Annotated in this window: 14 protein-coding genes; 13 read left to right on the forward strand and 1 reads right to left on the reverse strand. The window is 66.2% G+C overall.

What is annotated here, in order from left to right; genetic code table 11:
• Positions 1-35: 35 nt before the first annotated feature.
• The 7 genes from DB354_RS14005 to DB354_RS14035 all read left to right on the forward strand — a co-directional run bounded on the left by DB354_RS14005 (position 36) and on the right by DB354_RS14035 (position 6,912).
• Positions 36-794: a hypothetical protein gene (locus tag DB354_RS14005; RefSeq protein WP_146180256.1), complete on the forward strand. Its 759-nt coding sequence runs from the start codon at positions 36-38 to the stop codon at positions 792-794.
• A 99-nt stretch (positions 795-893) separates the two neighbouring features.
• Entirely contained in the window at positions 894-2,195 is a 1,302-nt protein-coding gene (hisD, locus tag DB354_RS14010; protein WP_107836259.1) for a histidinol dehydrogenase, read from the forward strand.
• A gap of 155 nt (positions 2,196-2,350) precedes the next feature.
• Complete coding sequence (gene hisC, locus DB354_RS14015) at positions 2,351-3,448, forward strand: histidinol-phosphate transaminase (protein WP_107836260.1); 1,098 nt, start codon at positions 2,351-2,353, stop codon at positions 3,446-3,448.
• On the forward strand, positions 3,433-4,071 hold the full coding sequence (gene hisB, locus DB354_RS14020; RefSeq protein WP_107836261.1) for an imidazoleglycerol-phosphate dehydratase HisB: 639 nt from the start codon (positions 3,433-3,435) through the stop codon (positions 4,069-4,071). Before hisC ends, hisB begins: the two co-directional genes overlap by 16 nt.
• Before the next feature lie 119 nt (positions 4,072-4,190).
• On the forward strand, positions 4,191-4,838 hold the full coding sequence (gene hisH / locus DB354_RS14025) for an imidazole glycerol phosphate synthase subunit HisH (RefSeq protein WP_107836564.1): 648 nt from the start codon (positions 4,191-4,193) through the stop codon (positions 4,836-4,838).
• A 182-nt stretch (positions 4,839-5,020) separates the two neighbouring features.
• On the forward strand, positions 5,021-6,325 hold the full coding sequence (locus tag DB354_RS14030; protein ID WP_107836262.1) for a citrate synthase: 1,305 nt from the start codon (positions 5,021-5,023) through the stop codon (positions 6,323-6,325).
• 131 nt (positions 6,326-6,456) lie between these two features.
• Positions 6,457-6,912 (forward strand): hypothetical protein, encoded by a 456-nt coding sequence (locus DB354_RS14035; RefSeq protein ID WP_107836263.1) that lies wholly within the window; start codon positions 6,457-6,459, stop codon positions 6,910-6,912.
• A 125-nt stretch (positions 6,913-7,037) separates the two neighbouring features.
• On the opposite strand, the gene DB354_RS14040 is transcribed toward DB354_RS14035, so the two are convergent.
• Positions 7,038-7,745 carry a VC0807 family protein gene (locus DB354_RS14040; protein WP_107836264.1) on the reverse strand — a complete coding sequence of 236 codons (708 nt, stop codon included), beginning with the start codon at positions 7,743-7,745 and terminating at the stop codon, positions 7,038-7,040.
• 102 nt (positions 7,746-7,847) lie between these two features.
• Here DB354_RS14040 and DB354_RS14045 point away from each other — a divergent pair, with 102 nt between their 5' ends.
• The 6 genes from DB354_RS14045 (at position 7,848) to DB354_RS14070 (ending at position 14,520) form a co-directional block, all read left to right on the forward strand.
• Positions 7,848-8,594: a pyridoxine 5'-phosphate synthase gene (locus DB354_RS14045; protein WP_107836265.1), complete on the forward strand. Its 747-nt coding sequence runs from the start codon at positions 7,848-7,850 to the stop codon at positions 8,592-8,594.
• A gap of 13 nt (positions 8,595-8,607) precedes the next feature.
• A complete protein-coding gene (gene acpS / locus DB354_RS14050; RefSeq protein ID WP_107836266.1) occupies positions 8,608-9,015 on the forward strand; it encodes a holo-ACP synthase in 408 nt (135 codons plus the stop codon).
• Between the two features lie 19 nt (positions 9,016-9,034).
• A complete protein-coding gene (locus tag DB354_RS14055) occupies positions 9,035-9,652 on the forward strand; it encodes a hypothetical protein (RefSeq protein ID WP_107836267.1) in 618 nt (205 codons plus the stop codon).
• Positions 9,653-9,661: 9 nt separating this feature from the next.
• Entirely contained in the window at positions 9,662-11,155 is a 1,494-nt protein-coding gene (locus DB354_RS14060; protein ID WP_107836268.1) for an NAD(P)H-hydrate dehydratase, read from the forward strand.
• A 76-nt stretch (positions 11,156-11,231) separates the two neighbouring features.
• Entirely contained in the window at positions 11,232-12,356 is a 1,125-nt protein-coding gene (gene dprA / locus DB354_RS14065) for a DNA-processing protein DprA (RefSeq protein ID WP_107836269.1), read from the forward strand.
• A 67-nt stretch (positions 12,357-12,423) separates the two neighbouring features.
• Positions 12,424-14,520: a S9 family peptidase gene (locus tag DB354_RS14070; protein ID WP_107836270.1), complete on the forward strand. Its 2,097-nt coding sequence runs from the start codon at positions 12,424-12,426 to the stop codon at positions 14,518-14,520.
• Positions 14,521-14,549 lie beyond the last annotated feature (29 nt).

The following is a 14,549-nucleotide window of genomic DNA, read 5'->3' on the forward strand; positions in this document are numbered from 1 at the left end:
CCGCCTCCTTTGCTTCAACCCCTCGTCCAAAACCCATGAGTCCATCCTTCCTTCGGCTTTGTGGTTTTCTGGTGCTTGCCGTGATGGCCGGGGGTGTGCGTGGCGCCGAACCTGCGATCATTGGCAAGGCGCGCGCGTACCTTGGCCCGGAAGCCGCCTTGAATAGCGTCCGAACGCTCCACTACATCGGAACCGTCGTTACGACCGACCCTGCCGACCCCAAGAAGGAAACCCGTGCTGCCGTGGAGATCCTGCTCGAGAAGCCCGACCGGCAGCGAGTTACAATCACAACTGAGGCTGCCATCGAAGCCACCGGGCTCGATGGCTACGACGCCTGGACTCGAACCACTTCGACTGCCGATCGGTCCAAATGGTCGCAAACCCTTCTTGGAGCCGACCAGATCAAGCGCCTTCGCGCCAACACTTGGGAGCATATGGCATTTTTCCGCGGGCTTGAGCAGCGGGGCGGGCGCGTCGAAGACTTGGGCACCGCGACCGTGGATGGCATCGCCTGCCGCAAGGTGGCCTTTATTCATCAGCCGAACATCATATTCTACAGGTATTTCGATATCGCCGGAGGGCGCGTGGTTTATTCGGAGACCGACGCGGGCGTTACTATCCGCGAACAGGGCGAGATCTATACAAACGGGATCCGTTTCCCCAAGAGCATCATCACCGTGCAGAAGAATGCCAGCGGTCAGTCGCAGACAGTTGCACTTACGTTTGACCGCGTGATCGTGAACGAACCATTTGCGCCCGAGGTATTTGCTGTCCCGGCGCTGTTGAGCCGCTGAGTGATAGATCGCTGCTGGCGGGCGATCGCATTCGACCGCGGGCGCGAAAAATGCCTCGCGGTTACCGGGCTCCTTGGTAGATCGACTAACGCCAGCACCATGCGCACGCTCCACCATGCCTCGAAGACTTTCGCGGAGGACTTGGCGACGTTCTGTCGCAGTGCCCTCGTTCCGCGAGAGATTGCCGATTCCGTTGCCGCCATCCTCGCGGATGTCAGGACGCGTGGCGATGAGGCCGTCTCCTATTACGCGGCGAAGTTCGACGGGGCGAAACTGCGCGCCCGCGAATTCCGCGTCAGCGCCAACGATCTCGCTGCCGCGGCCAAGTCGCTCCCGCTGGAGCAAATGCGTGCGCTGATCGCCGCCCGCGACAACATCCTCAACTACAACCGCCGTGCGATGCCGGAGAACTGGTCGGCCAAGAACAAGCACGGTGCGGTGGTGGGCGAAAAGTTCGATCCAATCCGCCGCGTGGGCCTTTATGTGCCCGGCGGTGAGGTCCCGCTGGTCTCCACGGTGCTGATGACCGCTACCCTGGCGAAGGTCGCCGGTTGCCCGGAAATCGCGGTTTTCACGCCCTCCAACGCGAACGCCAAGGTCGCACCCGGATTGCTCGCGGCGCTCCATCTGCTCGGAATCGAGGAAGTCTATCGCGTGGGCGGAGTCCAGGCGATCGGTGCGATGGCCTTCGGCACCACCACCATCAACCCGGTGGACAAGATCTTCGGGCCGGGCAACGCGTACGTCTGCGAGGCCAAGCGGCAGGTCTTCGGCACCGTCGGCATCGATTCGCTGCCGGGGCCGAGCGAGGTCATGGTCATCGCTGACGAGACCGCCAATGTTTCCTATCTCGCCGCTGACCTGCTCGCGCAGGCGGAACACGGCTCCGGTCGCGAGAAGATCTACCTCGTCGCCACTTCCGCGGACATCATCGCCGCCGTAAGCGCCGAGATCCGCACCCAGCTGCAACTGATCACCCGCGCCGAGAAGATCCAGCGCGTTCTGGCGGATGGGTTCCTTGCCATCGAGGTGGGATCGCTCGCGCAGGCCGCGGCGGTGGCGAACTACGTCGCCCCGGAACACCTGCAACTCGTCGTGGCCGAGTCCGCCTCCAAGCGGCTGATCTCTGCCATTACCACGGCCGGCGCCATCATGGTTGGCAACTATACGCCCACCGCGCTCGGTGACTTTGTTGCCGGCCCCAGTCACGTGCTTCCCACCGCCCGCGCCGGCCGGTTCTTCAGCGGCCTTCGCGTGGCGGACTTCATGCGGCGAACCAGCGTGATCCAGTACGACCGCTCCAGCGTGAAAAAGGCCGAGCCCATTGTCGCCGCCTTTGCCGCGATGGAGAAGCTCGATGCCCACGGTCGGTCCGTGCGGATTCGAACCACGTCTTCCTGAGGGCTGCGCCGCTCCCGCCGGTGGTATGCGCGCCGGCGTCTCTCGCTCCAGCACGGTCCGACTGTGCCCCTGCGTCGGCTCGCGCGCTGCCACACACCGGGGTTGCCCTGCCGCCCGGCGTCCGGCTGAGTCAATTCTCCGTGTCCGCTCCGAACATGTCTGACCTTACTTCTCTCGCCCTTCCGCACGTGGCGAAGCTCCACGCCTATACCCCCGGCCTGCAGCCCTCCGAGCCGGGCTGGGTGAAGCTCAACACCAACGAGTGCCCGTACCCGCCCAGCCCGCGCGTCGCCGCGGCCTTGCAGCGTGAAATCGGCGCGGAGGGCTCCTCGTTGCGGCTCTACCCGAATCCCACCAGCCAAGCGCTGCGCGGCGTGGTTGCGCGTCACCATGGGCTCGTGCCGGACCATGTCTGCGTGGGCAATGGCTCCGACGACATCCTCAATCTCCTCGTCCGCGCGTTCGTCAGCGAGGAGGCCGCTCTGGGGTTCACGTTGCCGAGCTATTCGCTGTACCCGGTTCTCGTTGAGATCCAGGACGGGCGCTGTGTCCCGGTTGAGTTCGATCGTTCGCTGCGTCTCCCCATCGAGCGGATTGTCGCGTCCACGTCCCGCGCCTTTTTCCTGACGTCCCCGAATGCGCCGACGGGCGTCGGTTTCACCAACGCGGAGATCGAGCGCGTGCTCGCCGGTTATCGCGGGCTGCTCGTGGTCGACGAGGCGTATGCGCCCTTTGCCCGCGAGAACGCCGTGGCCCTGCTGAGCCGCCACCCCAACCTCGTGATCGTGCGCACGCTTTCCAAGGCGTATGCCCTGGCCGGACTGCGGGTCGGGTACGCGCTGGCGCATCCCGCGGTGATCGACGTGCTCGATCGCGTGCGCGACAGCTACAACGTTAACCGGCTCTCCCAGGCCGGTGCCATCGCCGCGCTTGAGGATCAGCCATACTACGAGGGGGTCATTGCCCGCGTGAAGGCCACGCGTGACGCGTTCGTGTCCGACCTCCTCAACCGGCGCGGCTGGAATACCTACGACTCCCAGGCGAACTTCATTTTCACCGAGCCGAAGAACGCGCGCGGCGAGACGGGACCGGCCGTGGGGAAGGCGGCCTACGATTTCCTGTACGCGCACAAGGTGCTGGTGAGGTACTTCCCGAGCCACGCCTTGACCGCTCCCTACCTGCGCATCAGCGTCGGCACGGACGCCGAGATGCGCGTTCTCAGCCAAACCCTCGACGCATGGCAAAAGTCATAAGCAAAACGGCGCGCCCCACCGGGGCCAGCGTTCCGGCCCGGACGGCCACCATCCGTCGGCAGACCGCCGAGACCGACATTGTCCTGACGCTTGCCCTCGACGGCCACGGCCAGGGCAAGATCGATACCGGCGTCCCGTTCTTCGACCACATGCTCACGCTCTTCGCGAAGCATGGCTTGTTCGACCTCGATGTGACCTGCAAGGGCGACGTCGAGGTGGACTACCATCACTCGGTCGAGGACGTGGGCCTCGTGTTGGGCCAGGCCTTCAAGGAGGCACTTGGCGACAAGATCGGCCTCAAGCGCTACGGGTTCTTCATTCTCCCGATGGACGAGTCGCTGGCCCGGGTCGTGGTCGACGTGGGCGGGCGCCCCCACCTTGTCTACCGCGCGGAGCCGCCGACCATGTTCGTGCGCGACTTCAATATCGTCCTCGTGAAGGAATTCTGCCGCGCGTTCAGCAACGCGCTGGGGGCCAATCTTCACGTCGAGGTCGAGTACGGTGAGGAGCCGCACCACGTCGCTGAGGCGATCTTCAAGTGCTTGGCCCGTGCGCTCGACGTCGCCACGCAGATCGAGCCGCGGGCGGCCGATTTGCTTCCTTCGACAAAAGGCAAAATCTAGCGATGCGCCGCGGTCGTTGGCGCGCGGTCGGGAGGAGCGATCCTTCCGCCGCGGATTGCTGAACGTCCAGGTACGAGCGAATGAACGCCTCCTCCTCCCTCTCGAGCCATCCCGCCGCTATGCCGATCGGCACCGGCCCGCGGATCGCCGTGATCGACACCGGCATCTGCAATTTGCGCAGCGTGACCAAGGCGCTTGAGGCCGTGGGCGCGGCCATCGTCGTCGTACAATCGCCGGCGGAGCTCGAGCAGGCACGTCCGGCCGGACTCGTCTTGCCCGGCGTGGGAGCACTGCGGGACTGCGTGGCCTCGCTACGCGCGAGCCGGCTCGATGGCGCGGTGCGCGAGTGGGTTCGGGCGGACCGGCCGTTCCTCGGCGTTTGCCTCGGCATGCAGGCGTTGTTCGAGCACTCGGAGGAGGGTGGGGTGAAGGGACTCGGCGTTTTCGCGGGCCAGGTCGTGAGATTCCAGCGCCCGCGTGAGTACAAGATTCCGCACATGGGCTGGAATACCGTGCGGTTCATGCAGGCTGATTCGCCGTTGGCCGCCGGACTTCCCGCCGCCCCCTCATTCTATTTTGTGCACAGCTTCCACTGCGTGCCGGCCGACCCGACGCTCGTATTGGCTGAGTGTGACTATGGCGGCGCGTTCTGTGCGGCGATTGGGCGGGGTCGTGTGTTCGCCACCCAGTTCCACCCGGAGAAGAGCCAGGCGAACGGGCTGCGCGTGTACGGCAATTTTGCCGCCGCCGCGTGCACTCGCGGCTAATCCCGCCGCCTTGCGGTTCCCATGTTCTCGCGGCCGCCCCGGCCGCCGCGTGCGCGTTCTGGGCGCGCCCTATTAGCGGCCGATCAATATGCCTAACTCCATGTTGATGTTCTTCTAATAGGCGATCTGGCGGCATCTTTCCTTTGCAAGTGGCCCCGTTCTGAGTTCGTTCCGGAACTACTATGCCCACGTCCGCTATCCTTAAGGTGGATGACAAGGAATACCCCTTTCCCGTCATCGAAGGTACTGAGGGGGAGAAGGCCATCGACACGCGAACCCTGCGTGCGACGACCGGTTTGATCAGTTACGACCAAGGCTACGGCAACACCGGCTCCTGCGAGAGCCAGATCACCTACCTTGACGGTGATAAAGGCATTCTGCGGCACCGCGGCTATCCCATCGACCAGCTCGCGCAGTACAGCGAGTTCGTCGAGACCGCGTACCTGATCATCTACGGCGAGCTGCCGAACCCGAAGCAGCGCAAGGAATTTGGCCAGCTGCTCCGCCGCAACGCGCCCGTCGAGATGCAGGCGCAGAAGATTCTCGAGGGCTTCCCCACCAACGCGTCCCCGATGGCCATGCTGTCGGCGATGGTGGCCGCGCTGCCGGCCTACCATCCGGAACTCGCGGCGAACAATTTCGAGAAGGACCTGAAGACCTTCGATCTGGCCGCAGGCATGGCGATCTCGAAGATCCGCACGATGGTGGCGATGATCTATCGCTACACCCACGGGCTGCCGTTCGTTTTTCCAAAGCAGGAACTGCCGTTCTGCGACAACTTCCTGCACATGATGTTTTCGGAACCTTACCAGGACTACATCCCGGTGCCTGAGGTCTCCAAGGCCCTCAATCTCGTGCTCCTGTTGCACGCCGACCACGAACAGAACTGCTCGACGTCGACGGTACGCATGGTCGCTTCGAGCCAAGCCAATCTTTTCACGTCGATGTCGGCGGCCATCAGTGCGCTCTCCGGTCCGCTCCACGGCGGCGCGAACGTAGCCGTCATGCAGATGCTGCAGCAGATCCACGACGATGGCGACGACGGCTCGCGGTTCATTGAGGCCGCCAAGTCGGGCAAGAAGGGCTCGCGTCTGATGGGTTTCGGCCACGCGGTGTACCGCAACTTCGACCCGCGCGCGAAGATCGTTGGCGCCGCCTGCGACACCCTCCTGAAGCGTCTCGGCATCGATGATCCGCTCCTCGCCATCGCCAAGCACCTCGAGGAGGCCGCGCTCCGCGACGATTACTTCATCTCCCGCAAGTTGTACCCGAACGTCGACTTCTACTCCGGCATCATCATGCGCGCCATCGGCATTCCGATGAGCATGTTCACGACGATGTTCGCGATCGGTCGCGCGCCCGGATACATCGCCAACTGGCACGAAGTCGCTTCCGATCCGAAGGGTCGTATTTACCGCCCACGTCAGATCTATCAGGGCAAACTCGCGCGCGAGTATGTGCCCATGGCGCTCCGCGGGGAAAAGTAACCGCTCCCGGATTTGTCCAGCTGCGCCCGGCCTGCCTCGTGGGCCGGGCGTTTTGCGTATTTCCCCGCCCCGGTCTGGCGGCAACTTTCCCGCGGGCGGAGTGTCCAATTTCCCGCTGGAGGAGGGAATCTATGAAGCTCAAGAATTTCGGAAAAATTGGACTCCTGCTCGCCGCCGTGCTCGCACTGGCGGGCTGCAATACGTTCGAATCCCGGGCGCGGGAAAAGGCGCAGGTGTACGAACGCCTGCCCGTCGACACCCGGCAGCGGTTGCAGCAGGGGCAGATCAGCATCGGCGACTCGCCGGACATGGTCTACATCGCCCTCGGCTATCCCGACGAGCGGCGCGAGACGCGCACCCTGCAGGGCGAGCAGACGTTGTGGATCTATCGCACGTACTGGCAGCAATACGAGGGGCGCGCCTGGGTTGGCTGGCGGCGCGTGATCATCCCGGTGCGGGGCGGGCGCGGCTATATGGTCGTCCACGAGCCGGTCACGACCGACGTCTACAGCACTCACGCCGACGACACGATTCGGGTGACGTTCGAACGTGGCGCCGTCGTGGCCGTCGAACAGCGCCGGAGTTGAGGCTCGTCGATGGCGATGTCGGCGTTCACGCCGCTCTCAGCTGTAACCGGCGATTACTGACCGCCGTGGGCGGCGCGAAGATCTGCGCGCAAACTTGCGCTCTCGTCAGCGGCTCCTGCCCTCGGTCAGCTCTTCGGCTTCTCCGGATGGAAGATCTCGTCGGAGCTGAGCCCGGTGAGCTCGCTGAGGCCGCGCATGAGTTTCCAGAAAACGTACATGAGGACGACCATGCTGGGGATCACGATCACCGGCCAGACGAGGATGTGCATCTTGCCCAGCTCGGCGTTGAACTCCGGCGTCGCCGGCGGGCTGCGCAGGATCCAGCGCGCGAGGATGAAGTTGAGAATCGCGCTGCCCACGAATGCGAACGCCAGCCACAGGCTGGCGTTCCGCAGCAGCCGGTCGAAGGCCGGCATCGTCTGCCGCGCCTCAAGGGCCGCCGTCACCTTCTCCACGTCCACGATCTGCTCGTTCAGGAGCAGCTCGCGGACCAGGGGCTTCTTGCTGCGCAGGGACAACAGCACGGCCGCCCCGATCACCAGCGGCACCGCGGCGTCCTTGATTGCGAAACCCAACCCGCCGACCTTCATCAGCCCGAGCCCGCCCGAGAGCAGCACGCTGATGAAGCCGAGGATCGAGAGCAGGTTGGTCTTCCGGCGGACCAGCAGGTCGTACACGCCGTAGGCGAAGGGAAACGCGAGCGCGACGAGCAGCCCCCACAGTGGCCCTAGGAAACGGTCCGTGCTGAACTTCATCAGGATCACCGTCGGGATGACGATGTTGCACAGCAGGTTCAGCAGGACGTTCTCTCTCTTCGGTGGCGGTTTCGACACAGGTGGTGGATTTTGGGCTAACAAGCTGGGATCCTCCGAAGCTTGGCAAATTCATTTTCCGGGTTCCCTGCCTCGGTGATTTGTGCCAATGCTGCCCGTCCCATGATCCTCCTCGGCGTAAACATCGACCACTGTGCGACCGTCCGGCAGGCCCGCTACCGTGAGGTCGGCAGTTGCGGGGGGGCCATCGAACCGGATCCGGTCACGTTCGCGCTCGCGGCCGAACGCGCCGGCGCCGACGGAATCACTGTCCACTTGCGCGAGGATCGCCGCCACATCCAGGAGCGCGACGTCCAGCGGTTGCGCGAGTCGATCGCCACGCGCCTCAACCTCGAGATGGCGTGCACGCCCGAGATGACCGCCTTTGCGCTGAAGCTCCGTCCGGATTCAGTCTGCCTCGTGCCCGAGAACCGTCGTGAGGTCACGACCGAGGGCGGCCTTGATATCGTGGGCAACCGGGAACGCGTTGCGGCCGTGGTCGATGCCATGAACGCCGCGGGCATCATCACCAGCCTCTTCATCGATCCGGACGAGCCGCAGATTGAGCTCAGCGCCGCCTTGCGCGCGCCGTGGATCGAGCTGCACACCGGCGCCTATGCCAACGCGTATGGGACGCCCCGGCGGGCGGCTGAACTGCAGCGGCTCCGCATCGGGGCGGTGCGCGCGCACGATCTCGGCCTCGCGGTCAACGCGGGCCACGGCATCAACTACGTCAACATCGCCGAGATTCGCACGCTGCCCCACCTGCACGAACTCAACATTGGCCACTCGATCGTGAGCCGCGCGCTGTTCACCGGCGTCGACGAGGCGGTGCGCGAGATGCAGGCGCGCATGCGCGGACAGCGCTGAAGCAGCGACCCCCATGAACCTCGACCTTCCTCCCGGCGGCATCCTGATCGGCATCGGGACGGACATCATCGAGGTTGAACGCGTGCGGGGCGTGCTCGAACGGCAGGGAGAGCGTTTCCTCGAGCGCGTGTTCACCGCTGAGGAGCGGGCTTACTGCGCCCAGATGGCGCACCCGCACAAACATTACGCCGCGCGCTTCGCCGCGAAGGAGGCGGTGTCCAAGTGCTTCTCGACCGGGATCGGGGCCGAGCTCGGCTGGCGGTCCGTCTCCATCTATCACGGGCCCCGCCACCAGCCGCTCGTGCGGCTCGACGCCCAGGGCGAGGCGCTCCTGCGCCAGGTGGGTGCGACGCATGTGCATATCAGCCTTTCGCATACGGACACGGTCGCCATGGCGGTGGCGGCGCTGGTCCGGGCCTGACCCTCGCATTCCTCCCTTCATGGCTGACGAGTTCTCCCCCCGTCCCTCGGTCGCGCAGCTCTCGAAGACGCCTTCGTGGGTGATGCTTGGTTTCGTTCTCGGCGCACTGGTGGTCTGGGCGCTACCGCGCCGCGCCCCCGCCCCGGCGCCGCGTCCGGTTGTGGTCGCCCCGCCTGTGGCCGAACCGGCCCGGCCGGCTCGGCCGCCCGAGGTGCCTTCGCTCACCACCATCGAGGCGGTGTTCGCCGAATGGTCCTCAGGCGCGGTCTGGGATGACAACCGCACGGAGGTGGCGCTTTGGAACGCGGCGGTTGGCGATTACGTCGAGTTCTATGAGGTGCGGCGGATCGAAGGCACGTTCTACTTCCGAAGCATTCCCCAGCTCACCGGCGTGCCGCTCCGTCACGGAAAGCCGGCGCCGCCGGAATGTCCGCTGCGCTTTACCGAAACCGAGGCGCAGTACCGCGAATGGCTCGAGCATGGCCGCCGCGAGCGGCCGGTGGAGCGCGTGCGCCCCACGGTGGTGTTGCCGCCCCCAACGCCGCCGAACGTGCAGCCTCGGGTGGAGTCGGTCCCGGTTTCGCCCAACATAACAGGGACCGTGCCGCAGCTGACGCCCGGCGCAGGCAGCTACTAGATTTGCGCCATGCCGTCCGTCCTTGCCTCGTGTCCTCCGGTTCTCTCCTGCGCCGCGGCGCAGGCACTCGAGTCGGATTTGTTCGGCGGCGACGAGGCTCGGGAGTGGGCGGCCATGAAGCACGCCGGCGCCGCGGTGGCCGCAGGCATCGTCGAGGACCTGCGCGAAATCGGTGGGCTGCGGGCTGGCGTACGTCTGCTTGTGCTGGTCGGCAAGGGCCACAATGGCGGCGACGCGCTGATCGCCGCGGGTGAGCTGTTGCAGCGCTTCCCCGACGCGAGGGCTGACATCGTGTTTGTCTTTGGTCCGCGGGGACTGCGACCGCTCGCCGTGCGCGCGTGGCGTGAACTGGCCCAGTCGGCCCGCGAGCGCGTTGGCACCTTGTCCCCGTCCGAGGTCGGCAGGCAGGGCGCCGCCTATGCGGTCGCCCTCGATGGCGTCTTCGGATTTCAGTTCCGACCGCCGATCGCCCCCGAGGTCGCCGCGCTCCTGCAGGCGGTGAATGCGCTCCCCATCGCCTTGCGCGCGGCGGTCGACCTGCCCAGCGCTGACCTCTTCCAGGCGGATTTCACCTACGCCACCGGCAGCGTGAAGCAGCCGCTGCTTGGGAGCGAAGCCGCGGGACGCGTCCGCTACCTCGACTTGGGCTTCTTCCGTGGCGGCGCTGCCGCCGACGCTTCCGATCGGGTGCTCACCGGCGCGCTGCTGGACCCCCTGCGGCGATTTCGCCCGATGCGCAGCGACAAGCGCACCTACGGCCACGTTTTTCTCCTGGGCGGTTCGCGCAGTTTCCCGGGGGCCATCCTGATGAGCGCGCACGCGGCGATCCGCAGTGGCGCCGGCCTGGTGACGGCGTTCGTGCCGGAATCCGTGGCCGCGGCCTTTGCCGCCCGGCTTCCCGAGGTCATCTGGGTGGGCTGGCCGGAGACGCCGGGCGGCGGCCTCGCCCTCGAGGGCGAGCACCTCTGGCGTGAACGCCTCGAGCGGGCGGACGCGGCGGTGATCGGCCCGGGATTGGGACGTGAACCTGAGACCCTGGCGTTGGCGCAATCGCTCGTCGCCAGCGCGACCGTCCCAGTGGCCATCGATGCCGACGCGCTGCAGCCGGAGATCGTCCGGGCGCGCCGCGGCCTAGCGCCGCGGGTGGTGACCCCGCATGCCGGCGAACTCGCGCGCATTGCAGGCGCGGCGGATCTGCGGACATTTGCGGAGGAGACCGGGTTGACGGTGGTCGCCAAGGGCCCCGTTACGCGGATCTGCGCGGGCGGCCCCGTGTATCACTCCTTTTTCGGCGGCCCGGTGCTCGCTCGCGGCGGCAGTGGCGATCTTCTGGCGGGGATGATCGGCACGCAGTTGGCGCAGCCGTGGGACGACCCCCTGCTCGCGGCGGCGCGCGCGGTGGTGTGGCATGGTCTCGCCGCGGATGCGCTCGCGCGCGCCGAGGGTGCCGTGGCGGTGGAGACGACCCGGTTGCTCGATTATCTGGGGGCCGTGCTCCGCTGAGGACCCGACTCGCGATTGAGGGCGTGGGTAAAAAAACATAGTCGCCACGACTCCTGCCGGCGTCACCTTTGCTTCCATGGCCAACGAGCTCACCGAGCGACAGGCGTTCCTGATCCTGAACGCGCTGCCCAACATCGGGCCGATCACCCTCAATCGGCTGCTCGCGGAATTGGGCGGCGATCCGCGCGCGGTGCTCGCCGCTGATCGCAAGCGCCTCGAGGCCGTGAAGGGTGTCGGTGCAGTGATTGCCAGCACGCTGGTGAACTGGTCGGCCCAGTTTGATCTCGCCCGCGAGGAGGACCGCATGGCGAAGAGTGGCGCCGATTTCATCACCACCCGCGATGAGGCCTATCCGAAGCTCCTGCGGGAGATCCACGATCCGCCGATTGGTCTCTATCGCCGCGGGGGGTACGACCTTGGCCAGCGCTGTGTGGCCATCATCGGTTCGCGCCGCACCACGCTGTACGGCCAGGCCACGGCCAGGAAGCTCGCCATCGAACTGGCGCAGGTCGGCTTCTGCATCGTCAGCGGCCTGGCGCGCGGCATCGACACCGCGGCGCACGAGGGCGCGCTTGCCGCGGGCGGAAAAACCGCCGCCGTCGTCGGCACCGGCATCGATATCATCTACCCGCCGGAGAACCTTGGCTTGTACCGGAAGATCGAAGCAGAGGGCGCGGTGCTCTCGGAGTTCCCCTTTGGCCGCCGCGCCGACCGGCAGTCGTTCGCCATGCGCAATCGCATCGTCGCGGGCATGTCCGAGGCCGTGATCGTGGTCGAGAGTGACGTCGACGGCGGCGCGATGATCACGGCCCGCTTTGCCGGTGAGCAGGGGCGCCTGCTCTTTGCCGTGCCCGGCCGCATCGACCAGAGCACCAGCGCCGGTTGCCATCAGCTCATCCGCGATGGCGCCACCTTGCTGACGAGCGTGGACGACCTGCTCTCCGAGCTCAGTTACCTCGACGGTCTCAGGCCGTCGCCGATTCCGCAGAAGGGCAGCGAGGTTGCCGCTGGCGTGCCGCCGAATCTCAACCCCGAGGAGGCGAGGGTGTACGAGTGTTTCCGGGGTGGGGCGATCATCACGCCGGACGCGCTGGGAACGCAGACCGGCCTCTCGTCCGCGCAGATCTCGGCGACGTTGATGATGCTGGAGCTGAAACGGCTGATCGCGAAGCGGACCGACGGGGCCTACGAGGCCCAGTGAGCATCGGCCGGAGCGGAGCGCCGTTTTGCCGCTGGATTCCGGCCGGCTGGTTCCGCAGAAACGGGGGATGAAGTTCCCCATCCTCTTCCTCGGCGCCCTGCTCGTGGTGAGTTTCGTGCGGGCGGCCGAACCGGCCCGCCGCGCCATTACCCATGAAGACCTCTGGCTCCTGAAGCGGGTCGGAGCGCCCGTCGCCAGTCCGGACGGCAAATGGGCGGTCTTCTCCGTGACCCAGCCCGCGTACGAGGCGAAGGACCTGAGCATTGATCTCTGGATCGTCGCGCTCGATGGCCAGTCACCCGCGCGCCGGCTCACGCAGACCAAGGCCGGCGAGACCGGCCCGCGCTGGAGCCCGGATGGCACCCGCCTCGCCTTCGTGGCGAAGCGCGATGCGGACGAGGTGCCGCAGGTGTACGTATTGAACCTAGCGCAGGGAGGCGAAGCCGAACGCCTCACCCGTCTTTCGACGGGCGCCCGCTCTCCCGAGTGGAGCCCGGATGGCACTCGGCTCCTATTCGTCAGCGAAGTGTATCCTGGTGCGACGGACGATACGGCCAACAAGGCCGCCGCCAAGGCGCTCAAGGAGCGCAAGTACAACGCGCGCGTTTACGAAGGCTTCCCGATCAAGCATTGGGATCACTGGCGTGACGAGAAGGTCGCCCACCTCTTTGTGCAGGAGGCGCGGGCCGGCGCGCCCGCCCGCGACCTGCTCGCTCGCACCAAGCTCGCGGCGCTCACCGGCTTCGGTGGTCGCCAGACCGATTCCGGCGAGGATCTGCCCGCGACGTGGGCGCCCGACGGTCGGTCGGTGGTGTTCAGCGCGACCACCACCCGCGAGCGTTCCGCCTACGCCGACGTGCCGCTGCAGATGTTCGTGGTGGCCGCGGACGGAGGCGAACCGCAAGCGCTCACGCAGGACGCGAACAGCTACGGCGAGGTCGAGTTCACTCCCGATGGCCGGACCTTGGTCGTCAACATGGAGACCGGAGGCGATGGCCAGACGTACCACCACAATCGAATCGTCAGCTTTCCGTGGCCGTTCGACGCGGCGCGCCGGAAGGTCCTCACGCAAACGCTGGATCTCTCGGCGGGGCGTTTCGCCGTCAGCGACGACGGGGCAACCGTGTACTTCCTCGCGGAAGACGGTGTGCAGGTGAGACTCTTCTCCGTGCCGCTGGCCGGCGGGGACATCAAGGCGCACGCCGTGAACCCGGAGGGGTGTCTCGGGGCGCTCAGCATCGGTGGTGAGGCGCTCGTCGCCACGTACGATAGCGCGGTGCAGCCGGCAGAGATCGTACGGATCGACCCGGCACGCGGCCTGCGCGTGCTTACGCATTTCAACGACGAGGCGCTCGCCAAGTTGGATCTGGGAAAGCCCGAGCGCTTCGCCTTCCGGAGCCGCCAGGGCCGCCCGATCGACAACCTCCTGGTGCGCCCGGCCGGCTTCGACGCGACGAAGAAATATCCGCTGCTCGTCGTGATGCACGGCGGGCCCGCGCCGCAGTTCAAGGACCAGTGGGGCCTGCGTTGGAACTACCAGCTCCTTGCCGCGCCCGGCTACGTGCTGGTCTTGACGAACTACTCCGGCTCGAGCGGCTATACGGAGGCATTCGGCCAGGCGATCCAGCAGGACCCGCTGCGCGGACCGGCGGATGAAATCAACCAGGGTGCGGATGAGGCAATCCGCCGCTTCGCGTTCATCGACGCCACCCGGCAGGCGGCGGCGGGGGCGAGCTATGGCGGTCACCTGGCGAACTGGATGCAGGCCACCACGACGCGTTACCGCTGCCTCATCTCGCACGCCGGACTGGTGAACCTGGAAACGCAGTGGTCCACCAGCGACAGCATCTACCATCGCGAACTGAACAACGGCGGCCCCATCTGGGAGCAGGGGCCGATCTGGCGGGAGCAGAATCCCGTGCGGCTCGTCGGCAATCACTTCAAGAAGACCGGGTGGATCACGCCGATCCTCGTCAGCGTCGGGGAGAATGATTTCCGCGTGCCGGCGAACAACGCCTACGAGAACTGGGCGTACCTCCAGCGGCTGCAGATTCCGAGCAAGCTCATCGTGTTCCCGGACGAGAACCACTGGATCCTGAAGGGCGAGAACAGCCGCTTCTGGTTCTCCGAAGTGCACGCCTGGCTGGCGCGCTGGCTGAAGTAGTGGCCTGGTTGGCGCGGCGCAGCCGGACC

Origin of the sequence: Opitutus sp. ER46, assembly GCF_003054705.1 — a bacterium.
Taxonomy (GTDB): Bacteria; Verrucomicrobiota; Verrucomicrobiia; order Opitutales; family Opitutaceae; genus ER46.

Excerpts from the sequence above, each read along its gene's own strand:
- DB354_RS14005 (WP_146180256.1), top strand. The coding sequence starts at position 36 with ATGAGTCCATCCTTCCTTCGGCTTTGTGGTTTTCTGGTGCTTGCCGTG.
- hisD (WP_107836259.1), top strand. The coding sequence starts at position 894 with ATGCGCACGCTCCACCATGCCTCGAAGACTTTCGCGGAGGACTTGGCG.
- hisC (WP_107836260.1), top strand. The coding sequence starts at position 2,351 with ATGTCTGACCTTACTTCTCTCGCCCTTCCGCACGTGGCGAAGCTCCAC.
- hisB (WP_107836261.1), top strand. The coding sequence starts at position 3,433 with ATGGCAAAAGTCATAAGCAAAACGGCGCGCCCCACCGGGGCCAGCGTT.
- hisH (WP_107836564.1), top strand. The coding sequence starts at position 4,191 with ATGCCGATCGGCACCGGCCCGCGGATCGCCGTGATCGACACCGGCATC.
- DB354_RS14030 (WP_107836262.1), top strand. The coding sequence starts at position 5,021 with ATGCCCACGTCCGCTATCCTTAAGGTGGATGACAAGGAATACCCCTTT.
- DB354_RS14035 (WP_107836263.1), top strand. The coding sequence starts at position 6,457 with ATGAAGCTCAAGAATTTCGGAAAAATTGGACTCCTGCTCGCCGCCGTG.
- DB354_RS14045 (WP_107836265.1), top strand. The coding sequence starts at position 7,848 with ATGATCCTCCTCGGCGTAAACATCGACCACTGTGCGACCGTCCGGCAG.
- acpS (WP_107836266.1), top strand. The coding sequence starts at position 8,608 with ATGAACCTCGACCTTCCTCCCGGCGGCATCCTGATCGGCATCGGGACG.
- DB354_RS14055 (WP_107836267.1), top strand. The coding sequence starts at position 9,035 with ATGGCTGACGAGTTCTCCCCCCGTCCCTCGGTCGCGCAGCTCTCGAAG.
- DB354_RS14060 (WP_107836268.1), top strand. The coding sequence starts at position 9,662 with ATGCCGTCCGTCCTTGCCTCGTGTCCTCCGGTTCTCTCCTGCGCCGCG.
- dprA (WP_107836269.1), top strand. The coding sequence starts at position 11,232 with ATGGCCAACGAGCTCACCGAGCGACAGGCGTTCCTGATCCTGAACGCG.
- DB354_RS14070 (WP_107836270.1), top strand. The coding sequence starts at position 12,424 with ATGAAGTTCCCCATCCTCTTCCTCGGCGCCCTGCTCGTGGTGAGTTTC.